The sequence below is a fragment of the Pantoea sp. X-Soil-TKNS-1207 genome (assembly GCF_059730485.1).
The window spans coordinates 2,824,983-2,847,500 of record NZ_AP035958.1 but is presented as its reverse complement, the minus strand read 5'-3'; the positions used below and the strand labels follow the sequence as shown (position 1 = coordinate 2,847,500).

Here is a 22,518-nt window from a genome sequence, read left to right as displayed (position 1 = left end):
TAATTGGCACTCTAGCACATCTGGCAAATATGTCTGCCGCGAATTCACTTTAGGCCGTTATTCAATGTATTGGCTGGCCCTTTGTTAACAAAGGGCGGGCAAAATTATTGGCGAAACAGGTCAGCGCGGGTAAAGGGTTTTTCCAGCCCGGCGATGTTAGCGGAGAAGCGTTCAAGAAATTGCTGGGTCGTGGCAACACGCCCGTGGCTCATCAGCAACAGCGGCACCAGAAAGGCGACGCCCATTTGCAGCAGGCTAAACCCTTTCAATGCGGTATCGCGCTGGCTGAGCAGGAAAGCGCTACTCAGGGTGAATCCTAACAGCAGGCCAGCCAGCACTTCGCTCAGTGAATGCGCGTGGATAACCAGACGCGAGAGGCCAACCATCAGCGGGATCAGATAGCCGATAGCGATAGTGAAGGCACGCCAGAAGCCGGACCAGCGGCCGGAAACCAACCACATCATCACCGGCCAGAGCGTGGCGGACATGGCGCTGTGGCCGCTAAATCCGGTGAAGTTAAATCTGGCGCTGCCAATGCCAAAGCCGAGGAACAGGATTTTCGAAATGCTGACCAGCAAACCGGCGAGGCCAAACGCCAGCAGCCAATACCAGACGGTACGGCGGTCGTCGCTTTTCCACGGCAACACCAGAGCGATAATCACCGCTGTGGGGATCAGCAACATACTGTCACCGAAATAGGTCAGGGTTTTCCAGCTCATACTTCTCCTTGCGGGCTTACGTTCAGGCAGGCTCAACACTGCGCGCAGCGTTGGCAGGTGAACAGTGTATCTATTATGCGGCTTGCTGCAAAAGGGGATATTCTGAAAAGCCGCTGACCGCATTTCTCTGGCATCAAACCGGTGAAATACCTATAATTGCCGCCAACTAAACCCTCTCATTATCGGCCCGTCGAGGCGTTTGCTTTGACAGGCTCCAGTTATCAGGTCTTAAAAAAGTATGACTGACAAGTCTCATCAGTGCGTGATCGTTGGCATCGCAGGTGCATCCGCATCCGGAAAAAGTCTTATTGCCAGCACGCTCTATCGTGAAATCCGTGACCAGGTCGGTGACGAGCATATCGGTGTGATCCCCGAGGATGCCTACTATAAAGATCAGAGCCACCTCACCATGGAAGAGAGGGTAAAAACCAACTATGACCACCCCAGCGCAATGGATCATGACCTGCTGTTGCAGCATTTGCAGGCGCTGAAGGCAGGGCAGGACATTAATCTGCCGGTCTATAGCTATGTTGAGCATACCCGCACCACGGAGAGTATCCACCTGAAACCGAAGAAGGTGATTATTCTGGAGGGGATTTTGCTGCTCACTGATGCGCGTCTGCGTCAGGAGATGAATTTCTCGATCTTCGTCGATACCCCGCTGGATATCTGCCTGATGCGCCGTATGAAGCGTGATGTTAACGAGCGCGGCCGTTCAATGGATTCGGTGATGAGCCAGTACCAGAAGACAGTACGTCCGATGTTTCTGCAATTTATCGAGCCTTCCAAGCAGTATGCCGACATTATTGTGCCGCGCGGCGGGAAAAACCGCATCGCCATTGATATCCTCAAGGCCAAGATTAATCAGTTCTTTGAATAACCGCGTCCGGATGGACGTGCGCGGCTTTGGTTGTCAAACAATGGCAGCCCTTCGCTACACTTAAATCATGGAGTCACAGCGATGAGATTATGCGATCGCGATATTGAAGCCTGGCTGGATAGCGGCAAACTGGCAATTTCGCCACGCCCGCCGGTTGAGCGAATTAATGGTGCCACGGTCGATGTGCGCCTTGGCAATCAGTTCCGCACCTTTAGCGGCCACACCGCGCCCTTTATCGATTTAAGTGGTCCAAAACACGAGGTGAGTGCCGCGCTGGATCGCGTGATGAGCGATGAAATCGTGCTGCCGGAAGGCGAAGCGTTCTTCCTGCATCCGGGTGAACTGGCGCTGGCGGTGACGCTGGAGTCGGTGACGCTGCCGGATGATTTGGTGGGCTGGCTGGATGGTCGCTCATCGCTGGCCCGCCTCGGTTTGATGGTGCACGTCACCGCGCACCGTATCGATCCAGGCTGGCAGGGACGTATCGTGCTGGAGTTCTACAACTCCGGGAAACTGCCGCTGGCGCTGCGCCCCGGCATGTTGATTGGCGCGCTGAGCTTTGAGCCGCTTTCCGGTCCGGCTGCTCGCCCGTATAACCGTCGTGAAGACGCGAAATACCGCGGTCAGCAGGGTGCTGACGCCAGCCGTATCGACAAAGATTGATCGACGTAGATTGGGGATGTAATGAGAAGAGTGATAACCACGCTGGCCATCCTGTTAGTGGTGGTCGTAGCGGGAATGACCGCACTGGTGTTGCTGGTGAATCCCAACGACTTTCGTACCTATATGGTACAGCAGGTGGAACAACGCAGTGGTTATCGGCTTCAGGTCAATGGTGACCTGCGATGGCATGTGTGGCCGCAGCTGAGCATTCTGGCCGGGCGAATGAGCCTGACCGCACCGGGTGCCAGCCAGCCGGTGGTGACGGCGGAAAATATGCGTCTCGACGTCAATCTCTGGCCGTTGCTTTCGCATCAGCTCAGCGTCAGCCAGGTGATGCTGAAAAATGCGATCATCCGCGTCACGCCAGACAGCGATGCGCAGAAGCCTGGCGGCGCGCCGGTCGGGCCTGGTGATGCAGAACCCGCTTCCGGCAACAACAACGGCTGGTCGTTTGATATCGGTAAACTGCGTCTGTCGGATAGCCTGCTGATTTGGCAGCAGCAGGGCGGCGATGAGTATAACTTCCGCGATCTCAACCTCAGCCTGAGCCAGGATAGCAGCAAACAAGCCAGTATCGACCTCAGCACCCGCATTTCGCGTAATCAGCGCAATCTTGCCGTAAACCTGAAAGGTGAGCTGGATGCTGCCCAGTATCCGCATCGCCTGAACGGGCAGATTGATGCGCTGGATTACACGCTGGACGGCGCCAATCTGCCGCCGCAGGGCATCAAAGGTACCCTGAGTGGCGCGGGGGCATGGAACAGCGACCAGCAGCAGTTCCAGCTGAGCAAAATGCAGCTGAGCGCCAATGATAGTCAGCTGGATGGCAGCGCAACAGGGCGTATCAGCCTGCCGCAGCAGCTCGACCTGAAGCTCCATGCCACGGCACTGAATCTCGATAGCCTGATGGCGAGCGCACCGGCTGGCGACAGCAACGGTAGTGCGACGCAACATGCCAGCGTGATACGTACCCCGGTTATCGCTGAACCACGTCAGCGCGATAACAGCGATTCGCCGCTGAATATGATGGACCTGTCACTTAATCTCAGCGCGGACAAAGCGGTGTGGCGCGGGCTGACGCTGAGCAATCTGCAACTCGCGGCCAGCAATCAGGAAGGGTTGATGACCCTGAGCCAGCTAAAGGGCAAACTGGGTGATGGCGAATTCTCTATTCCTGGCTCGGTGGATATCCGCGAGCCAGTTACCACGGTGACATTACAGCCTGAACTGACACAGGTGGCGATTGCACCGCTGCTGAAAGCCTTTGAACTGCCGGAATCGTTGCAGGGAACGGTATCGCTGAAAGGCGATTTGAATGGCAGCGGCCTGAGCGTGGACGATGCGAAACAAAACTGGCAGGGCAGTGCGGAACTGACGGCAAATAACCTGCAACTGGCGCAGATTAATCTGCCGCAGATGGTGCGTCGTGCGGTGGCGCGTGTCAGCAATCGCGTGACCAACGATGAGGGTGACGATCAGAGCATTCAGCAGCTGAGCGGCCGCATCAGTCTGGACAAGGGCGTCATTGCGTTACCTGATCTGGAGGGTGGCAACGATCATCTGGCGGTGCAGAGCCAGGGCAATGTCAATCTGGTGAATCGGCAGCTGGATGTCACCATTAATATGATGCTGCGTGGCTGGAAAGGCGATGACCGGCTGTCCGCGGCCCTGAATGACCAGACGATCCCGCTGCGGATGTATGGCAAGTGGGAAAATCTGCAATATTCATTGCCGGTGGATCAGGTGCTGCGTCAGCAGTTGCAGAGCGAAGCGAAAAGCCGTCTGGATCAGTGGCTGGATCGACAGCAGTCCTCTAAGCAGAAGCCGTAATTCCCTCTCAGGTCGCCATTTCTGGCGACCTGACTCACCCGTTTTCTGATGCCAGTGGCACAATCTCTACCTTCTGCACGCGATGATTTTCCACCTGTAGGGTACGCAATAAATAATTGCCCACCCGTAACTCCTCGCCTTCCTGCGGTACGTGTTGCAGGCTATCCATCAGCAAACCGGCCAGCGTATGGTAACTGCGCTTTTCGTCGAGCGGCAGGCGGACATACACCGCCAAATCTTCCAGCGGCATATGGCCATTGGCGATCCAGCCGCCCTGCGGACCAGGCTGAATATCGTAACGGGCATCAATCTCTTCTCCTTCATTCGGCAGATTACCGGCGATGGTTTCCATCACATCGCTCAGCGTGACCACGCCTTCTACCGAGCCAAATTCATCCACGACGAAAGCAAAATGGGTGCGCGCCTGGCGAAACTGCTCCAGCGCCTGCAACAGCGTGACTCGCTCGGGAAAGATCAGCGGCTGACGGATAAGCGAGCGTAAATCGAGGGATTTGGCATGAAGTGACTGATGCAGCAAATCAATCACATGCACCACGCCGAGCGGTTCATTACTTTTTTCGGTGATCAGAATACGGGTGTGCTGATTGGCATCGAGCTTCGCCATAATGGCAGCCGGGTCTTCGCTCAGATCGATATGTTCGACATCATGGCGCGAGGTCATGATGCTGCTGATCTGCCGTTGCCCCAGGCCCAGCACACGCGCGATCATACGGCGTTCCTGGCGGTTAAACAGCGCGCCTTCCTCGCTGTCGCTCAGCAGCGAGGCGGTATCGGCATCCAGTTCGGCACGCTGCGCCTCGCCGCGTAAAATACGCAATACGGCTTCAGCGGTGCGCTGGCGTAACGGGCGATCGGCGGAGAGAAAACGGCGGCGATTAAACAGCGCCAGCTGGTTGAACATCTCAATCAGGATCGAGAAACCAATCGCCGCGTACAGATAACCTTTGGGGATAATAAAACCGAGACCTTCCGCCACCAGACTAAAACCAATCATCAGCAGAAAACTGAGACACAGAATAACGATGGTGGGGTGGCCATTAACGAAGCGTGTTAAAGGTTTACTCGCCAGCAGCATCAGCAGAATCGCGACCGTCACCGCCGTCATCATCACCGGCAATTGATTAACCATACCAACGGCGGTGATCACGGCATCCAGCGAGAAGATGGCATCCAGCACCACGATTTGGGCCACCACTGGCCAGAATTTAGCACCGTTATTAGTTTGACCGTCCTCATCATCGCTGCCTTCCAGCCGACTGTTCAGTTCGGTGGTGGCTTTGAATAGCAGAAAAACGCCCCCGGCGAACAGCAGCAAATCGCGTGCGCTAAAGCTATGTTGCCACAGGGTAAACAGCGGTTGTGTCAGGGTGACCAGCCAGGAAAGCGAGGCCAGCAGCAGCAGACGCGACACCAGCGCCAGCAGCAGGCCAATCACGCGGGCGCGATCGCGCACCGTCGGCGGTAATTTTTCGACCAGAATGGCAATGAAAACCAGGTTATCAATGCCCAGCACCAGCTCAAGAACGATTAGCGTGACTAATCCGACCCAGAGCGAGGGATCAGCGATCCACTCCAACATGCTTTCATCACCTGAATGTCTGAAAATGAGCTTAGTCTTATGATAGTTAATCACGCCCCTGGGTACAAATACCTCCCGTATCGCCTATTTCCCTGGTTGGCCGTGGAAATAGAGAATATTCCTAATCACGATTTCCAGACGATAAGTTGAATGTATGGATAAACAACATGCATCTGAGATCGAGGCTATTAATTGTTTTCACTGCGCGGCAACGTACATTTTTAATGCGACGTGCTCAGAAGGTGAGTATCGAATTATTCTGAATTTTGCGTGGGAAAGGCCTGAAAGGGCTGGCACCAATACTAATGGCTGGTAGTCTTTTTCCTAAAATAGTGCAGGGAAGACGGGGCCTACTTGTAAACAAGCCAGTAATAACTAGTATAGCAACGTGTTAGTAAATGTCTGCGCTTATGTTGTTAATAGCGTGCTGTTTAGCTTCTTAATGTCGAGAATTGTGATCGTGACCGGGTTAAGGCCAGTTATTGTCATGGCAAAGCCGGTAAACGCAGGCAGGAAATAGGATGAGTAAAGCGGTATTGGCAGCGACAGCCAAGGGCGGTAGCGTGTCCGAAGTGCTTTCCTCTCCAGGAATAGGGTCAGCAGGCTTGACGAAGGAAGTCGGACTAATCTGTTGGTATTTATCACAATTTTCTTGCATAACCAGTAAGGGAATTGGCATAAACGCCGGCGATTTTCCCTGCAAATTGCCTCTTCCGTGACAGTTTCAATATCGCTCATTTATTACACAGGCTTGAGGCGTTAAGGATTAGGGAAATAAAATAAAGAGTTAAATATGCGCGATAACGAATTTACCTATAAAAGTCTTCTCACTAAAATTTTACTGGCGTGCTCGGATTTAATTTGTTTCAACGCAGCGTTGTTTATTGCTCTGGCGCTGATTAATTCGCTCACTAATTCTCCATTGGCAGATATTTCTGAAAAAGACCTTCATTTAAAAATCGCCACACACATCTGTTTGTCGATTATTTGCGTTGGCTGGTTCTGGGTGCGCCTGCGACATTTCACCTACCGCAAGCCATTCTGGTTCGAGCTGAAAGAGATCTTTCGTACCATTCTTATTTTCTCTGTCATCGATTTGTCAATTACCGCACTGTCGCAGTGGCAGATGTCGCGTTTTGTTTGGGTGCTGACCTGGCTGCTGGCATTAATGCTGATTCCGCTGGCTCGCGCCATTTCAAAACGCGTGCTGAACCATTTTGGCATGTGGAAAAAACAGACCATTATCATCGGCAGCAGCAAAAATGCGCAGGAAGCCTGGCAGGCGCTGCAAAGCGAAGAGGTAATGGGTTTTGATGTTATTGCCTTTTTTGACGTTGACGGCAGCTGCCCGCAGGCCAGCATCTCCGGTGTTCCGGTGCTGCGCAACGAGCAGGAGCTGTGGCAGCTGACCCACAATGAAACCCAGTTTATCGTCGCGGTTGAGTTTGAGCAGAGCCAGCATCGTGATAACTGGCTGAAGACTCTGGCAATGCACAACTGCCGCTCGGTTTCCGTGATCCCCACGCTGCGTGGCGTGCCGCTCTACGGCACAGATATGGCCTATATCTTCAGCCATGAAGTGATGATTCTGCGTGTGAACAACAACCTGGCGAAACGCACCTCGCGTTTCCTGAAGCGGGTGTTCGATATCGTCGGCGCGCTGAGCATCATCATTGCGCTGTCGCCAGCCCTGCTGGTGCTGGGTTTCCTTGTTGGACGTGACGGCGGCAATCCGATTTACGGCCATGAGCGTGTAGGTCTGAATGGCCGCAAATTCAAATGCCTCAAGTTCCGCTCGATGGTGATCAATTCCAAAGAAGTGCTGGAAGAGGTGCTGCGCACCGATCCGGTGGCGCGCGCCGAGTGGGACAAAGATTTCAAACTGAAGAACGACCCGCGTATTACCAAAGTCGGCCATTTCATCCGTAAAACCAGTCTGGATGAGCTGCCGCAACTGTGGAACGTGGTACGTGGCGATATGAGCCTGGTGGGGCCGCGCCCGGTGATTGAAGATGAGCTATGCCGTTATGCCGGTGATGTCGATTATTACCTGATGGCGAAACCAGGCATGACGGGACTGTGGCAGGTCAGCGGTCGTAACGACGTTGACTATGAAACACGCGTTTATTTCGATTCGTGGTACGTCAAGAACTGGTCGCTGTGGAATGACATCGCGATTCTGTTCAAGACGATTGGCGTGGTGCTGAAACGCGACGGCGCCTATTGATAGACAGCGAGGGCAGGGTGAGGAAATAACCTCATCCGCCTGAGAACTGCCGGTGTTGGGAGTGTCTTGCCTGATAACTGCCATTATCGAGCCTGCGTAAAGCGGGTTATTACCTGACCAGTTAATAACTCACTTTAATTCATGTCGTCCTGAGGGCACGGTGACAACATAAAACATAGGGAGCAAATGATAATGACCCACAGTTTCAGTGTTTAACCCGTCGGCTTTAATTTTGTAGGACGCTTACACAGCGGCGTTTTCGCCACTATCAATCATTTACTGATAGCGAAGATCCAGATGATTACAATGAAAATTAAAATGATACCGTTAATGGTATCCGCCATTATTCTCTCCGGGTGCACGATCGAACCAGGTCAGCGCCTTTCCACTAGCGGAAAAGATGTCATCGAGCAGCAGGACAGTAACTTTGACATCGATAAATACGTCAACGTCTTTCCTTTAACGCCGCGTCTGGTTGAGCAGATGCGTCCGAAGCCGCTGGTAGCGCAGGCTAACCCAATGTTGCAGAACGAAATTCAGAGCTATGAATATCGTGTGGGCATTGGCGACGTGCTGAACGTGACCGTGTGGGATCACCCTGAGTTAACCACCCCGGCAGGTCAGTACCGCAGCGCCAGCGACACCGGTAACTGGGTGCAGGCCGACGGCACCATCTTCTATCCGTATATCGGCAAAGTGCGCGTGGCTGGCCGTACCGTCACCGAAATCCGTGCCGAAATCGCGCGTCGTCTGGCGCAGTACATCGAAAGCCCGCAGGTGGATGTCAACGTCGCGGCCTTCCGCTCGCAAAAAACCTATATCAGTGGTTCAGTCACCACTTCGGGCCAGCAGGCCATCACCAACGTACCGCTTACGGTACTGGACGCGGTCAACGCCGCAGGCGGCCTGACGGCGGATGCCGACTGGCGCAACGTGGTGCTGACGCATAATGGCCAGGAGCAACGCATTTCGTTGCAGGCACTGATGCAGAACGGCGACCTCAGCCAGAACCATCTGCTGTATCCGGGCGATATTCTTTACGTGCCGCGTAACGATGACCTGAAAATCTTCGTGATGGGTGAAGTGAAACAGCAGACCACGCTGAAAATGGATCGTAGCGGCATGACGCTGGCCGAAGCACTGGGCAATGCTCAGGGCATGGATCAGACCACGTCAGATGCTACCGGCGTGTTCGTCATCCGTCCGATTCGTGGCGCCAACCGCACCAAGATTGCCAACATCTATCAGCTGAATACCAAAGATGCGGCGTCCATGGTGATGGGCACCGAATTCCAACTGGAGCCGTACGATATTGTGTATGTCACCTCCACCCCGCTCACCCGCTGGAACCGCGTGATTTCTGCGCTGCTGCCAACCATTGTCGGTATCGACGATGCAAGCTCCGCGGCACTCCGTTTCCATACATGGGATAACTAAGGTTTCTCCATGATTACGTCCGTGTTAGTCGTCTGCGTCGGCAACATTTGCCGCTCCCCAACCGGGGAGCGTCTGTTCAAACGCGCTCTGCCTCAAACCCGGGTTGCTTCCGCAGGGCTGGGCGCTCTGCGTGGCTCTCCGGCAGATCAGACCGCCAGCGATGTGGCCGCCAACCACGGCCTGTCGCTGGACGGCCATCATGCTCAGCAGTTAACGGCTGACATGTGCCGTAACTACGACCTGATTCTGGTGATGGAGAAGCGCCACGTTGAGCAGGTGAATCGCATCGATCCAGCCGCTCGCGGGAAAACCATGCTGCTTGGGCACTGGCTCAACCAACAGGAAATAGCGGATCCGTACAAAAAAAGCCGTGAGGCCTTTGAAGAGGTTTACGGGTTACTGGAAAACGCTACCCAGAAATGGGTCAACGTACTAAGCCGATAGTTGGGATTATCCATGAATATAAAAAACAAGGTTATGACAGCGCCAAAAGAGGATTCGAATGGATGGGATCTGGCGCATCTTGTGGGACAACTTATTGATCATCGCTGGATCATTGTTGCCGTCACCGCCTTCTTCATGTTGGTGGCAACCCTCTACACACTGTTTGCCACGCCGATCTTTAGCGCGGATGCGATGGTTCAGGTCGAGCAGAAGAATACCAACTCGGTACTGAATGACTTGCAGGAAATGCTGCCGTCAACGCCGGCCTCTGACACCGAGATTCAGATCCTTGAATCGCGCATGGTCATCGGCAAAACGGTCAACGACCTCAGCCTCGATACCGTGGTGCAGCAGAACTATTTCCCGATTATCGGTAAAGGCCTGTCGCGTCTGATGGGAACCAAACCGGCACAAATCGCCATCTCGCGCCTGGAAATTCCGAGTTCGATTGACAAGCGCACCGTTGAGCTGGAAGTGACCGGCCCGCAGACCTACACCGTCAGCAAAGATGGTGACGAACTGTTTAAAGGCCGCGTCGGTCAGCTGGAGCAGCATGGCGACGTCTCAATGCTGGTAAGTGGCATTGAAGCGGATCAGGGCACCAGCTTCAGCGTCACCAAACTGACTGACCTGCAAGCGATCAAATCGGTACTTGGCAACCTGACCGTAGCGGACAAAGGTAAAGACACCGGCGTACTGGGTCTGGAATACCAGGACGAAGATCAGGAGCAGGCCAGCCGCGTGCTGAATCAGATCGTGAATAACTATCTGTTGCAGAACGTGGAGCGCAAGTCGGAGCAGGCTGAGAAAAGCCTTGAGTTCCTGCGCAATCAGCTGCCGCAAGTGCGTACCGGTCTCGACGAAGCGGAAGACAAGCTGAACACCTTCCGTCGCGAGAACGAGTCAGTAGATATGTCACTGGAAGCGAAATCCGCGCTGGATTCCGCCGTCAGCGTGCAGAGCCAGCTGAACGAGCTGACCTTCCGCGAAGCTGAAGTGTCGCAGCTTTACACCAAAGATCACCCGACCTACCGTGCGCTGCTGGAAAAACGTAAAACGCTGGAAGATGAGCAGGCGAATCTGAACAAGAAAATTGCGCAGATGCCGCAAACCCAGCAGGAGATTCTGCGTCTGACGCGTGATGTGCAGGCAGGGCAGGAGATCTACATGCAGCTGCTGAATCGTCAGCAGGAGCTGGGTATCAGTAAAGCCAGTACCGTGGGCGATGTCCGTATCATCGACCAGGCCGAGACCGCAACCTCGCCAGTGGCACCGAAGAAACTGCTGATCATCGCCGCCAGCCTGATTCTGGGTCTGATGTTGTCCGTGGGTCTGGTGCTGCTGAAAGCGGTGTTCCACCACGGCATCGAAAACCCGGAGCAGCTGGAAGAACTGGGCATGAACGTCTATGCCAGCGTGCCGCTGTCTGACTGGCAGCGTAAAAAGGACACCGAAGCGCTGGCGCGTCGTGGTCACAAAGAGAAAAGCGACCCGCACAATACGCTGCTGGCGCTGGGTAACCCGACTGACCTCTCCATCGAAGCGATTCGTAGCCTGCGTACCAGCCTGCACTTCGCGATGATGGAAGCGAAGAACAACATCCTGATGATCACCGGCGCCAGTCCGGGTATTGGTAAAACCTTTATCTGTGCCAACCTGGCAACGCTGGTATCGAAAGCGGGTCAGCGCGTGCTGTTCATCGATGGTGATATGCGTCGTGGCTATACCCATGAACTGCTGGGTGCGGAAAACAAAGTTGGCCTGTCTAACGTATTGTCCGGTAAGAGCGAATTCTCCCCGGCGATGATTCAGAAAGGCGTGTATGGCTTTGATTTTATGCCGCGTGGTCAGGTGCCGCCGAACCCGTCTGAGCTGCTGATGCATCGTCGCATGAGCGAGCTGCTGGATTGGGCAAGCAAAAACTATGACCTGGTACTGATTGATACCCCGCCGATTCTGGCCGTCACCGATGCCTCCATTATCGGTAAGCTGGCAGGCACCTCGCTGATGGTGGCGCGTTTCGAAACCAACACCACCAAAGAGCTGGATGTCAGCTACCGACGCTTCGCGCAGAACGGTATCGAGATTAAAGGCGTCATCCTCAACGCCGTGGTACGTAAAGCGTCAAATGCCTATGGTTATGGCTACGACTACTACAACTACGAATACGGCAAAGAGACCAAGTCCAAAAGCTAAGTCACACATTTCAGGGGCGGTTTATCCGCCCCCTTTTTATCGTGCTTTTTGCACAGACCGACACAGACACACAGCACACACTTAGGACCATCATGGTTAACATTGACTCACTGAATAATGGAGCTAACGGCATGATTTTTCAGACGAAAGCCGATTCCTGTCAGGAGCCTGTTCGTTATACCGTTGAATCTGGAACAGCTGTTTAAGAGGTGCTGGCAATGCAGGACATCCGCTTCTCAATTGTAATTCCCGCCTATAACGCGTCGAAGTCGATTGTAACGACGCTGGATTGCGTCAATGCGCAAAGTTATCGCAATTTTGAAGTCATTATCGTTGATGACAAATCGGCCGATGCGGCCGATCTCGCGCAGGTGGTGCGCAGCGATCGCTATCAGGATCTGGACATCAAACTGGAACTGTCTGAGGTGAAACTCAACGGTGCCGGCGCGCGCAACAAGGGTATTGAACTCGCCAGCGGCGATTTCATCAGTTTCCTCGATGCCGATGATGAGTGGCATCCGGACAAATTGCTGGAAGTCACCCGCACCATCGCCAGCCTTGAGGCACAGGGCAAATCCCGTTATGTCATCTTCAGCCAGGTCAATATCCATCAGGACGGCAGCTTCCTGAAAGTGATGCCGATGCAGCCGCCGGGCAAAAACGAAACCGTGGCGGAGTATCTGTTTGGCTGTTATGGCTTTATTCAGACCAGCACCATCGTGCTGAAGCGTGCCGATGCCGAACAGATTCAGTTCGACGCACGCTATATCCGCCATCAGGATTATGACTTCTGCATCCGCGCCGATCGCATGGGCTATCAATTTGTCATGATTGATAAGCCGCTGGCTACCTACCATCTGGTGACCAAATTCGGCTCGAAACACAAAGGGGAGTCAGTGAAATACTCCTTCTTCTGGCTCGACACCATGAAACCTTATCTGACCGCGCGCGATATCCATACCTACAAAGCGTTCAAGCTGCCGCTACGCTACAAAATGGATGGAAACTCGCTGCTGGCCAGCGTCAGTTTCGCGCGCTACTTCTTCCTCACCAACAAGGATAACCAGGCGTACTTTATGAGTCGCCTGCTGGATAAGGTGAAGTCCCGCTTCTCAGGCAGCCGGGCCGTGTCCTGATTTCACCTTTTATTTCGACTTCACTTGCTCCCGTATCGGGGGCAATTTTTTGGTTCCTGTCATCTCCTATCCTGGGTATTCAGATGAAAAATCCTATTGGCACCATCGGTATTGTGATGCCGATGTATAACGCGCGTCAGACAGTGCTGCGCGCCGTGCAGTCGGTGATCAATCAGACCTACACCGACTGGCATATCTACCTGATCAACGACAAATCGACCGACGACTCCCTACAATTCGTGCGTGAGCACTGCCAGGACGCGCGCATCACCATTCTGGATAACGACATGAATCTGGGTGCGGCGGAAACGCGTAACGTCGGTCTGCGCGCTGCACGGGAAGAGATCATCGCCTTTCTCGACAGCGATGATGAGTGGCTGCCGGAGAAACTGGCGGAGCAGGCCGCTGCCATCGCGGCGGGCGACGATTTCGTTATCACCCATTACCACTACAAAACCAAAAGCGCTGACCACGATATCAACTACAACAAACCCTATCTGCAACAGGAAAACTTCGTGAAGAAGCAGTATCGCGTCTGCTTCTCCTCCGTCTGTTTTCGCCGTCCTCCTCAGGGCATCTTCTTCCAGCGTAAAGGCCATGAAGATTTCCTGTTCCTCTACGAGCTGTTCCTCCGCTACAAGCAAGCCAGGGTAATTCAGAAGACGCTGGTTAACTATTACGAACTGGGCGATTCGCTGTCTCGTAACAAAAACAAAGCGGCAAAATGGCACCTCGAATTATTAAGAATTATCTATAAAAACAATCCGTTAAAAATCTATTACTATTACGGCTGGTATATGGTGAACGGTGTGCTTTTCACCCTGAAACATCGTTGATATCCGGCGTAATGGATGTTTTGACCCATTTTGAGGTGGAAAGCGTTTCATGAAAAAAATCGTACTGGTGATTAAAGATGCCTATTCGTACGCGGGTACGGAAAACATCTGCAACTTTATGTCGGAGTGCCTCGGCGAGCAGCATGACGTCACCATTTACTCGCTGGAAGGCAGCGGTAAAACCTTCTATCCCTTCGCCCATGTAAAACAGATCGTCAGCTTCGCCGGCCACAGCAACCCGATTAAAAGCGCGGTGGCTCGCATCCAGCAGGAAGGTTTCGACAGCGTGTTTCTGATCAGCATGGGCCGCCTGAGCGTGATGTTTGCCTTCTGGAACATGATGTCCCTGAAGAAGAAGCGCTTCAAAGCCTATGCCTGCGAACATATCGCCATTAACTCGTTCAGCAAGCCGATCAAACTGCTGAAGTGGCTGCTGCTGCGCTTCTATGACCAGGTGATTGTGCTGACCGACAAAGATCATCAGGTATTCAGCCGCTGGCATATTCGCAGCCAGCAGATCCCCAACCCGGTGGTGTACAAAGCGTTCCAGCGCAACGCGCGGAGCCGTCAGGCGCTGGCGGTGGGACGACTCGATAACCAGAAAGGCTTCGATCTGCTGCTGGATATCTGGGCCGACTTCAGCAAAACCCACCCGGAGTGGAAACTGGTGATTGCCGGTGACGGCGAACTGCGCCAGCAGCTGCACGATCAGGCTGCGGCCCTAGGCATCACCGACAGCGTTAATTTTGTCGGCAAAGTCAGCAATATCAATGATTACTACCGCGAAAGCGACATGGCGCTGATGACTTCGCGCTATGAAGGGCTGCCGCTGGTGCTGCTGGAAGCCAAATCCTGGTCGCTGCCGGTGGTGGCGTATGACTGCCCGACCGGGCCGCAGGAGATCATCAACCACGGTGAGGATGGCTTCCTGGTGCCGATGAATGACAAAGGTACTTTCCTGGCACGCATGGATCAGCTCGCCAGCGACGATGGCCTGTTCTACGCCATGAGCGAAAAAACCAAAGAAACCGCGCTGAAGTTTGACGGCAACGAGATCAAACAAAGCTGGCTGGCGCTTGTATAGCCTTAAAGCCTCCGGGGACACACTTATGGCCGCTTAGCGGCCCCAATGACCACGGGATTTGATGCATGAAAAGAAGAGAAGTCTTGCAGACCGCAGCCTCCTCCATTGTTGCCGCGCTCTCGGTGAGTGCGTTTTCCAGCTACGCAGCAAAAAGTGGCCAGCCCACGCTGAAAGCGGTAGACCCGTCCAGCGTGCCGAAAGGGGATGTGCCGATTCTCACCCCGGAAAATGTGTACACCATGCCGCCGCAGTTCTGGCAGAACTTCGAGGGCAAATTGTGGATTGGTAAAGCCGGTAGCGATGCCAGCAAAACGGGCAACCAGATCCCGGTTTATCTGCGCGACGCCAGCGGCAAGTTGTCACAAATCAGCCAGCCGATTGCGCTGAATAAGGGCAACTTTGCGCAGTTTATTCACGATAATGCGGCGTTAATCGCCGATCCATCACATTCAATGACGGTGGAAGATAACAGCGGCAACACCCTGTTTTCCATTGATGATGTCAGCCGTCCGAATCAAAGCAACTTTAGCCAGCGTCTGGCGCAGCCGAACGGTTATCAGCTGATTGGCGAGATTCCCTCGGTGGAGGAGTTGCGTAAAACCCGCCCGCTGTTTGCTGGTGCCAAAATCAAGCTGAAAAGCTGGCACGAAGGGCTGGAAGTGGGGGGGGGCGAATTCGTCGGCGCGTTTGGTAACGGTAACGATGATAACGGCGTGATCTTCAGCGGCAACGGCTTCTACTGGCGTCGCGTGGTGGAGGACTTTAACCGCCTGTCGCTGTTCGATTTCGGCGCCATCGCCGACGGCAAAACCGATGCCGCACCGGCGATTAAAGCGATGTATCACTGGTCGCAACAGGCCAACCAGCCGATCTGCGTGCAGTTCCCGGCGGGCACTTTCTTTGTCTCCGGGTGTGATTTTGGTGACGAGCAGCAGCGCTTTTTCCGCATCTCCGGCGCGATGGTCAACTTTGGCTATTTCCCGGCGACCACGCTGGTATCGGATGGGCGTTCCGAATTCCTGTTCCAGGTGAATGCGCGCTGGACCGAAATCTCCAACCTGATTTTTAACGGTAACACCGATAAAAGTCCCAATAAGCAGGGCTTGTTCCGCAACACCTGCCCAGGCGGCCAGTTCTTCCGCGGCGCCTGTCTGCGCTTTAACCAGGTGGGCGGCGTTTCGCTAAGCCTGCTGGATACGCTGGATTGCAAAATCGACCAGTGGTACGCCAACGCCTGTACCGGCGATGTGATCAAAGCCAGCTGGTCCGGTCAGAAGGCGGGAAGCTGGGACCACAGCACCGCGATTGAACTCTCCAACTTCAATGCGCAGCACTGTAAAGGCGGCATGGTGCTGAATCTGCCGCGTTGCAGCCAGTCGATTATTCATAACGGCTGGATCGAGCACACCGAACATCCGGGTGATATCTCTAACGGCCAGTGGATTATCGATGCGCTGAGCCTGGAAGATTGTAAAAACCCGCTGATTGCCCACAACTCGCGTCTGAATATGCGCCAGACCAATTTGCAGGCCGGTAGCTGGATCGACAACTCGCTGGAAGGCGAGCGCTGGCTGAATATCTGGGAAATGGGTTCGACGCGGGTCGAGTCCTACGGCGTCGCCATTGATGGCAGCCTGAAATACAACTACATCACCTCGCGTTTCCGCCTGACCAACAACACCAACCAGGAAACCTGGTTTGAGCTGGGCAACTTCTTCTCACCTGCCGTTGGCGATAGCTGGGAGATCGAGGTGTTTGGTCAGTCGCAGTTCAGCAACGGCACGGACGATCAGCCGCTGATGAACCTGATTGACGGCAAAGGCACCGGCGGGCGGGCGGTAATCCATCTGCAACGTAAGAAGAACAAAGCGGAAGCCAGCTGGTCGGCGGAGGGAAGCGCGCCGGTGGTGGATGTGCGCATTGAGCCGCGTACCGACACCGACACCAAAGTGTTCGTCAAGCTGGCGGGCTGGACGCCGACCACGGCCGTGCTGATCAAAAGCACCGCCAAAGATCGCTTCCTCGCCGGTCGCTGCGCCCGCGTTGATGCCACCATGACGCAGGGCAGTCCGGCCAGCGGCAGCCAACAGGCACCGCAGCGCTTTAGCCTGCACAACGGCAAAGCCGGGATTGGCGGTAACGAGCAGGGAGACCTGCTGATGGCGTCGCGCATGTTGAAACCGGAGCAGGTCGATACGCGTGAACCCAAAGGTTATGTCTCGGTGGTGATCAACGGGGAGGCCTGTGCGCTGCCGTATTTTGCCGTGAAATCGTAACGCATTAATCAGCAGACCGGCCGCGATCAGGAGAGCGGCCGGGATAAAGGGAGCGGGTCTTTTCCAGGCGTTTCGCCTCTATTGCAGTTCTTTTTACACAGAGTTCACTTTGCCAGTTCGGGAAAATGGCGGCTTGTAGAATTACAAAAATTTATCTGGAGTTGTTATGAAAATTTTATTGGTGGGTAACCATACCTGTGGAAATCGTGGGGATGGCGCGATTTTACGTGGACTGATCGATTCACTGAAGTCCGTACGTGGTGATCTGGATATCGACGTTATCAGTCGTTATCCAACCAGCTCTGGGTACTTACTCCAACAGGATATTCAGCAGGATTCCCTGTTTCTGCATAACAGCAAATCGGCAAAAGGGCTGGTGGGCAGCGTAAAGCGTAAAGTCGCCAACCGTCTGATGCCGGATATCATGATGGCGCATCTGGGCAAAGGCGGCTTGTACAAATCGTTCTCGGTCCCGCCGCATCTGGCCGAGTTCACCAAAAGCCTGGCACCCTATGATGCGATTATTCAGGTCGGCGGCTCGTTCTTCGTCGATCTCTACGGCGTGACTCAGTTTGATCACGCGCTGTGCGCGCTGATGGCGAAAAAACCGCTGCATATGATTGGGCATTCGGTGGGACCGTTTGAAAATCCACGCGTCAATGCGCTGGCAAACTTCGTGTTTGACCGCGTTGATAGCCTGGTGCTGCGTGAAGAGGTCAGCCATGACCGTCTCAAGCAGGATGGCGTGACCACCAGCAAAGTGAAGAAGGGCGTGGACACCGCGTTTCTGGTGAAGGCGCGCGAGGTGGAAAATCCGAGCCACAACCTGCTGCACTGGAAAAACATCATCAGCGCCCGCAAAACCATCGCGATCACCGTGCGTGAGCTGGCCCCGTTCGACAAACGTCTCGGTGTCACCCAGCAAGAGTACGAGGCGGCGTTTGGCCGGGTGATCAATGCGATGATCGCTGACGGCTATCAGGTGGTGGCCTTCTCGACCTGTACCGGTATCGACAGCTACGCCAAAGATGACCGGATGGTGGCGCTTCAGCTGCGCGATCGCGTGGATCACCCCGAGCATTACCATGTGATCATGGACGAGTTTAACGACCTCGAACTCGGCATTCTGTTAAGCCACTGCCATCTGACGATTGGCACCCGCCTGCATTCCGCCATTATCTCGATGAATTTCGGCACGCCTGCCGTCGCCATCAACTACGAGCACAAGTCACTGGGCGTAATGAACCAGCTTGGCCTGCCGCAGATGGCGACCGATGTGAAAAGCCTGATGGATGGCTCGCTCATCGACAAAGTGCAGACGGTGCTGGCCGACTACGACAACGTGAAACAGAAAGTTGACGCGGCGGTGGCGCAGGAGCGTGAGATTGGCAACCGAATCACTGAAGAAATTCTCAACGTCTTAGGGTGAAGTGATGAAGCTGACCTTTTTCACCATGCGTTTTCCGGTTGCCTCTGAGACGTTTGTCCTCAATCAGGTAACGCATTTCATCGATGCCGGCTACGACGTGGAGGTTATCTCTGTGTTTCCGGGCGACATGATTAACCGTCATGCCGCGTTTGATGACTACAATCTGGCAGCAAAAACGCACTATCTGCTGCCGGAAGAGAAGGTATCGAACCTCGACAAGCTCACCCAGCGTATCGGGTTGATGCTGCCGAAAATCGCCAAACCTTCACTGCTGAAATCCCTCAACGTGCGCCGCTATGGCGCACAGGCCAGCAAACTGCTGCTGCCGGCGATTGTCGCCAATGCGAAGCAAACCTTCAGCGCAGATGTGTTTCTGGTGCACTTTGGCTATGCCGGTGCGCTGGCGAATAAACTGCGCGAACTGGGCGTGCTGAAAGGCAAGCAGGCCACGGTGTTCCACGGGGCCGATATTTCGCGTCGCCATATTCTGGAAGAGCACAAACTTGACTACATCAACCTGTTCCGGCAGAGCGAGCTGATGCTGCCCATCAGCCACTTGTGGGAGAGCAAGCTGATTGAGATGGGCTGCCCGCCGGAAAAGGTGCATGTCACGCGTATGGGTATTGAGCCGGAGAAGTTTCATTTCCGACCGCGTCAGGCCTTCCATTCCCCGCTGCGCATCGTCTCGGTGGCGCGCCTTACCGAGAAAAAAGGGTTAGATGTGGCGGTCAAAGCCAGTGAGATCCTGCGCAACCAGGGCGGCCAGTTCCAGTTCACCATTATCGGTAACGGTGAACAGGACGGCATGATGCGCGAACACATTGTACGCGCCGGTCTGGAAGAGTACGTCAGTATGCCGGGCTTTAAACCTCAGGAAGAGATTCGCCAGGCGCTGAGCGAAGCGGACATCTTCCTGCTGCCTTCAAAAACCGCCGCGGATGGCGATATGGAGGGCATTCCGGTGGCGCTGATGGAAGCGATGGCGGTGGGGCTGCCCGTGGTCTCGACGTTCCACAGCGGCATTCCTGAGCTGATTCAGAACAACGTCAGCGGCTGGCTGGTTTCTGAGAACGATCCCGAGGAGCTGGCGCAAACCTTGTTGCGTCTGTCACGCGGGGATGTGGACGTTGCGCCGGTGGTCGCCGCCGCGCGTCACAAAGTGGAAACCGAGTTCAATCAGCACATCGCCTATGGCGAGCTGGCAAAAATTCTGGAGCGCATGGTGTGAGCGGATTAAAGTCACAGGCCATCTGGCTGTTTGGCAGCACCTGCTTTGCCGCAGTGTTGCAGGTATTACAGCTCAGCGTGCTGGCGCGTAAGCTGGAAGCGCATGAGTTGGGTTTACTGGCGATTATCAACGCCATTCTGGCGGTGGCGACGGTGTTGCAGGATATGGGCATGAGCAGCTATATCGTGCATCGTCAGGATATTTCGCGCCGCCAGCAGAGCACCATCTACTGGGTGAACGTCTCGCTCAGCTTCTGTACCGGGTTGATCATGCTGATGATCGCCTGGCCGGTAGCCTGGTTCTATCATCTGCCGGAACTGACCGCGCTGATCATGCTGACCAGCCTGAACTTCCTCGTGCTGGGGCATCTTTCTCAGTATCAGGCCCACTATGTGAAATCGAAACGCATGGTGACGCTGGCGAAGATTGAGATGGCGACCAAGCTGTTTGCCTTCCTGTGTACCGTGGCGATGCTCTATTTCACCTCGCTGACGGTTGCGGCGGCGATCCTCGGTCTGTTTATCAACGCCTTCACCCGCATTCTCTGCATGATCTACTTTGGCGAGAAATCATGGCGTCCGACCTGGGAGTTTGATGGTCCCACCTTTGTTGCTGCGGTGCGCTATGGCATCTATCAGCTGGGATCGCAGACCATCAATCAGCTGCGTACCCAGGCCGATGCGCTGATTGTCGGTAAAGTGATGGGTGCGGATATGCTGGGGATCTACTCGCTGGCGAAAGAACTGATTCTGCAACCGCTGAAACTGGTCTCACCGGTGATTAACCGTCTGGCGCTGCCACGCTTTGCCGAGAAGCAGCACGATCCGGAGCAGCTGAAGAAACTGTTCCTGCGCGGCACCTTCGTCATCATGTTGTTCAGCAGCGTGATGTATCTGGCGATTGGTATTTTGTCGCCGGTGATTGTGCGCGTGCTGTATGGCGCAGCGCATGAGCAGGTTTACCATCTGATCCCGCTGATGCTGCTGTTTGGCATGTTGCGTCCGATGGGCGGCCTGACCGGGGCGATTTCGCAGGCGAACGGGCGTACCAACGTCGAGTTCTACTGGAATATCGTCGCCAGCCTGGTGGTGGTGGTGGTGCTGGCAACCACCTATATCTGGCCGAACGTGATCTATGTGGCGCTGACGCTGTCCATTTCGCAGGTGCTGATCTCGGCATTTGCCCATCCATTCTTTATCAAACCGGTGATTGGCATTCGCTTTATGCCGTATGCCCGTCAGTGGGTATCGGTGTCGGTGGTGTTTGTCGGCCTGATGCTGCTGGTCAATCATTTCAATCTATTCGTGATGCCGGAATGGTTTGAAGGCTGGCTCTGATTATCACGGTCTTTCACATAGCGGCGCGATTTATCGCGTCGCTGCTTACGCAAAATAGTCTGAAAATGCGTGGTCTTGTCAGATCTCACTTACCTCAATCCCTTCCGCTGTTTTACAGTAGGTTAACGCTGTGATTTTCCCGTCAACTGGCGTAACGGTGGGGAGTCAAAAAAGCAATTTTTGATGTTGTGACAGAGAGTTAGTGCCGGTTTTTCAGATAAAGATTATACTTGCTGTTCCGGCCGATCCTGCATAATCGACCCACGTATTCACTTCATGAAATGGAATAAATATGACCAAGCTTAAAGCTGTAATCCCGGTAGCGGGTCTCGGTATGCATATGCTCCCTGCGACGAAGGCCATTCCGAAAGAGATGCTGCCTGTCGTCGACAAACCGATGATCCAATATATCGTCGATGAGTGCGTGGCTGCAGGCATCAAGGAGATTGTGCTGGTCACCCATGCTTCCAAAAATGCAGTGGAAAACCACTTCGATACCACTTACGAGCTAGAAGCGCTGCTTGAAGCACGCGTAAAACGTCAGCTGCTGAGCGAAGTGCAATCAATTTGTCCGCCGGGCGTGACCATCATGAACGTGCGTCAGGCCAACCCGCTGGGTCTTGGCCACTCGGTGCTTTGCGCCCGTCCGATGATTGGCGACAACCCGTTTGTGGTCGTGCTGCCAGACGTGCTGCTGGACGACTCTACCGCTGACCATCTGCGTTATAACCTTGCCGCGATGGTAGCGCGTTTTGAAGAAACCGGTCGCAGCCAGGTGCTGGCACAACATATGAAAGGTGCCGACCTGTCCGAATACTCGGTGATCACCACCGAAGAAGCGCTGGATAACCCAGGCGACGTCAGCACCATCACCAACTTTGTTGAAAAGCCGGAAGAAGCCAATACGCTGGGGTCTGACCTGGCCGCCGTGGGTCGCTACGTGCTTTCTGCCGACATCTGGGCTGAACTGGAACGTACGGAACCGGGTGCCTGGGGCCGTATCCAGCTGACCGACGCCATTGCCGCGCTCGGCAAGAAAAAACCTGTCGATGCGACGCTGCTCACTGGTACCAGCTTCGACTGTGGGCGTAAACTTGGCTATATGCAGGCATTCGTTTCTTACGGCCTGCGCAACAATAGCCAGGGACGTGACTTCCGCGCAGCCATTCAGAACATCCTGGCGAAATAACCTTTTC

Annotated in this window: 18 protein-coding genes; 15 read left to right on the top strand and 3 right to left on the bottom strand. The window is 54.4% G+C overall.

Going from position 1 to position 22,518, the window contains the following annotated elements; translation table 11 throughout:
• Positions 1-104: 104 nt before the first annotated feature.
• On the bottom strand, positions 105-719 hold the full coding sequence (locus AC6I8V_RS13355) for a phosphatase PAP2 family protein (RefSeq protein ID WP_497842725.1): 615 nt from the start codon (positions 717-719) through the stop codon (positions 105-107).
• Positions 720-957: 238 nt separating this feature from the next.
• Between AC6I8V_RS13355 and udk the strand changes: the two genes are divergently transcribed.
• The 3 genes from udk to asmA all read left to right on the top strand — a co-directional run bounded on the left by udk (position 958) and on the right by asmA (position 4,092).
• Positions 958-1,599 carry a uridine kinase gene (gene udk / locus AC6I8V_RS13350; protein ID WP_497842724.1) on the top strand — a complete coding sequence of 214 codons (642 nt, stop codon included), beginning with the start codon at positions 958-960 and terminating at the stop codon, positions 1,597-1,599.
• A gap of 81 nt (positions 1,600-1,680) precedes the next feature.
• Positions 1,681-2,262, top strand: coding sequence for a dCTP deaminase (gene dcd / locus AC6I8V_RS13345; RefSeq protein ID WP_497842723.1), 582 nt, complete (start codon positions 1,681-1,683; stop codon positions 2,260-2,262).
• 21 nt (positions 2,263-2,283) lie between these two features.
• A complete protein-coding gene (gene asmA, locus AC6I8V_RS13340; RefSeq protein ID WP_497842722.1) occupies positions 2,284-4,092 on the top strand; it encodes an outer membrane assembly protein AsmA in 1,809 nt (602 codons plus the stop codon).
• Between the two features lie 34 nt (positions 4,093-4,126).
• Here asmA and AC6I8V_RS13335 read toward each other — a convergent pair whose 3' ends face one another.
• Together AC6I8V_RS13335 and AC6I8V_RS13330 are read right to left on the bottom strand one after the other, a co-directional pair.
• Positions 4,127-5,692, bottom strand: a complete 1,566-nt coding sequence (locus tag AC6I8V_RS13335; protein ID WP_497842721.1) for a TerC family protein — start codon at positions 5,690-5,692, stop codon at positions 4,127-4,129.
• A gap of 408 nt (positions 5,693-6,100) precedes the next feature.
• Entirely contained in the window at positions 6,101-6,430 is a 330-nt protein-coding gene (locus AC6I8V_RS13330) for a hypothetical protein (RefSeq protein WP_497842720.1), read from the bottom strand.
• A gap of 55 nt (positions 6,431-6,485) precedes the next feature.
• Between AC6I8V_RS13330 and wbaP the strand changes: the two genes are divergently transcribed.
• From wbaP to galF, 12 genes are all read left to right on the top strand, one after another.
• Positions 6,486-7,919 (top strand): undecaprenyl-phosphate galactose phosphotransferase WbaP, encoded by a 1,434-nt coding sequence (gene wbaP / locus AC6I8V_RS13325; protein WP_497842719.1) that lies wholly within the window; start codon positions 6,486-6,488, stop codon positions 7,917-7,919.
• A 297-nt stretch (positions 7,920-8,216) separates the two neighbouring features.
• Positions 8,217-9,356 (top strand): polysaccharide export protein, encoded by a 1,140-nt coding sequence (locus AC6I8V_RS13320; protein ID WP_497842718.1) that lies wholly within the window; start codon positions 8,217-8,219, stop codon positions 9,354-9,356.
• Positions 9,357-9,365: 9 nt separating this feature from the next.
• Positions 9,366-9,800: an arsenate reductase/protein-tyrosine-phosphatase family protein gene (locus AC6I8V_RS13315; protein ID WP_497842717.1), complete on the top strand. Its 435-nt coding sequence runs from the start codon at positions 9,366-9,368 to the stop codon at positions 9,798-9,800.
• Positions 9,801-9,812: 12 nt separating this feature from the next.
• Positions 9,813-11,996, top strand: a complete 2,184-nt coding sequence (gene wzc, locus AC6I8V_RS13310; RefSeq protein WP_497842716.1) for a tyrosine-protein kinase Wzc — start codon at positions 9,813-9,815, stop codon at positions 11,994-11,996.
• Positions 11,997-12,214: 218 nt separating this feature from the next.
• On the top strand, positions 12,215-13,132 hold the full coding sequence (locus AC6I8V_RS13305) for a glycosyltransferase family 2 protein (RefSeq protein ID WP_497842715.1): 918 nt from the start codon (positions 12,215-12,217) through the stop codon (positions 13,130-13,132).
• An 83-nt stretch (positions 13,133-13,215) separates the two neighbouring features.
• On the top strand, positions 13,216-13,968 hold the full coding sequence (locus tag AC6I8V_RS13300) for a glycosyltransferase family 2 protein (protein ID WP_497842714.1): 753 nt from the start codon (positions 13,216-13,218) through the stop codon (positions 13,966-13,968).
• Positions 13,969-14,017: 49 nt separating this feature from the next.
• Positions 14,018-15,052 carry a glycosyltransferase gene (locus AC6I8V_RS13295; RefSeq protein WP_497842713.1) on the top strand — a complete coding sequence of 345 codons (1,035 nt, stop codon included), beginning with the start codon at positions 14,018-14,020 and terminating at the stop codon, positions 15,050-15,052.
• 65 nt (positions 15,053-15,117) lie between these two features.
• Positions 15,118-17,328 carry a phage tailspike protein gene (locus AC6I8V_RS13290; RefSeq protein ID WP_497842712.1) on the top strand — a complete coding sequence of 737 codons (2,211 nt, stop codon included), beginning with the start codon at positions 15,118-15,120 and terminating at the stop codon, positions 17,326-17,328.
• A gap of 166 nt (positions 17,329-17,494) precedes the next feature.
• Positions 17,495-18,757: a colanic acid biosynthesis pyruvyl transferase WcaK gene (gene wcaK, locus AC6I8V_RS13285; protein ID WP_497842711.1), complete on the top strand. Its 1,263-nt coding sequence runs from the start codon at positions 17,495-17,497 to the stop codon at positions 18,755-18,757.
• A gap of 4 nt (positions 18,758-18,761) precedes the next feature.
• On the top strand, positions 18,762-19,985 hold the full coding sequence (locus tag AC6I8V_RS13280) for a glycosyltransferase (protein WP_497842710.1): 1,224 nt from the start codon (positions 18,762-18,764) through the stop codon (positions 19,983-19,985).
• A complete protein-coding gene (locus AC6I8V_RS13275; protein ID WP_497842709.1) occupies positions 19,982-21,322 on the top strand; it encodes a lipopolysaccharide biosynthesis protein in 1,341 nt (446 codons plus the stop codon). The genes AC6I8V_RS13280 and AC6I8V_RS13275 overlap by 4 nt, the downstream gene beginning before the upstream one ends.
• A 292-nt stretch (positions 21,323-21,614) precedes the next feature.
• Positions 21,615-22,511 (top strand): UTP--glucose-1-phosphate uridylyltransferase GalF, encoded by an 897-nt coding sequence (gene galF, locus AC6I8V_RS13270; protein WP_497842708.1) that lies wholly within the window; start codon positions 21,615-21,617, stop codon positions 22,509-22,511.
• The last annotated feature ends 7 nt before the right edge of the window (positions 22,512-22,518 follow it).

What these genes read in the sequence shown, in the direction of transcription:
- AC6I8V_RS13355 (WP_497842725.1), bottom strand. Translation starts at nt 719, where the DNA reads ATGAGCTGGAAAACCCTGACCTATTTCGGTGACAGTATGTTGCTGATC.
- udk (WP_497842724.1), top strand. Translation starts at nt 958, where the DNA reads ATGACTGACAAGTCTCATCAGTGCGTGATCGTTGGCATCGCAGGTGCA.
- dcd (WP_497842723.1), top strand. Translation starts at nt 1,681, where the DNA reads ATGAGATTATGCGATCGCGATATTGAAGCCTGGCTGGATAGCGGCAAA.
- asmA (WP_497842722.1), top strand. Translation starts at nt 2,284, where the DNA reads ATGAGAAGAGTGATAACCACGCTGGCCATCCTGTTAGTGGTGGTCGTA.
- AC6I8V_RS13335 (WP_497842721.1), bottom strand. Translation starts at nt 5,692, where the DNA reads ATGTTGGAGTGGATCGCTGATCCCTCGCTCTGGGTCGGATTAGTCACG.
- AC6I8V_RS13330 (WP_497842720.1), bottom strand. Translation starts at nt 6,430, where the DNA reads ATGAGCGATATTGAAACTGTCACGGAAGAGGCAATTTGCAGGGAAAAT.
- wbaP (WP_497842719.1), top strand. Translation starts at nt 6,486, where the DNA reads ATGCGCGATAACGAATTTACCTATAAAAGTCTTCTCACTAAAATTTTA.
- AC6I8V_RS13320 (WP_497842718.1), top strand. Translation starts at nt 8,217, where the DNA reads ATGATTACAATGAAAATTAAAATGATACCGTTAATGGTATCCGCCATT.
- AC6I8V_RS13315 (WP_497842717.1), top strand. Translation starts at nt 9,366, where the DNA reads ATGATTACGTCCGTGTTAGTCGTCTGCGTCGGCAACATTTGCCGCTCC.
- wzc (WP_497842716.1), top strand. Translation starts at nt 9,813, where the DNA reads ATGAATATAAAAAACAAGGTTATGACAGCGCCAAAAGAGGATTCGAAT.
- AC6I8V_RS13305 (WP_497842715.1), top strand. Translation starts at nt 12,215, where the DNA reads ATGCAGGACATCCGCTTCTCAATTGTAATTCCCGCCTATAACGCGTCG.
- AC6I8V_RS13300 (WP_497842714.1), top strand. Translation starts at nt 13,216, where the DNA reads ATGAAAAATCCTATTGGCACCATCGGTATTGTGATGCCGATGTATAAC.
- AC6I8V_RS13295 (WP_497842713.1), top strand. Translation starts at nt 14,018, where the DNA reads ATGAAAAAAATCGTACTGGTGATTAAAGATGCCTATTCGTACGCGGGT.
- AC6I8V_RS13290 (WP_497842712.1), top strand. Translation starts at nt 15,118, where the DNA reads ATGAAAAGAAGAGAAGTCTTGCAGACCGCAGCCTCCTCCATTGTTGCC.
- wcaK (WP_497842711.1), top strand. Translation starts at nt 17,495, where the DNA reads ATGAAAATTTTATTGGTGGGTAACCATACCTGTGGAAATCGTGGGGAT.
- AC6I8V_RS13280 (WP_497842710.1), top strand. Translation starts at nt 18,762, where the DNA reads ATGAAGCTGACCTTTTTCACCATGCGTTTTCCGGTTGCCTCTGAGACG.
- galF (WP_497842708.1), top strand. Translation starts at nt 21,615, where the DNA reads ATGACCAAGCTTAAAGCTGTAATCCCGGTAGCGGGTCTCGGTATGCAT.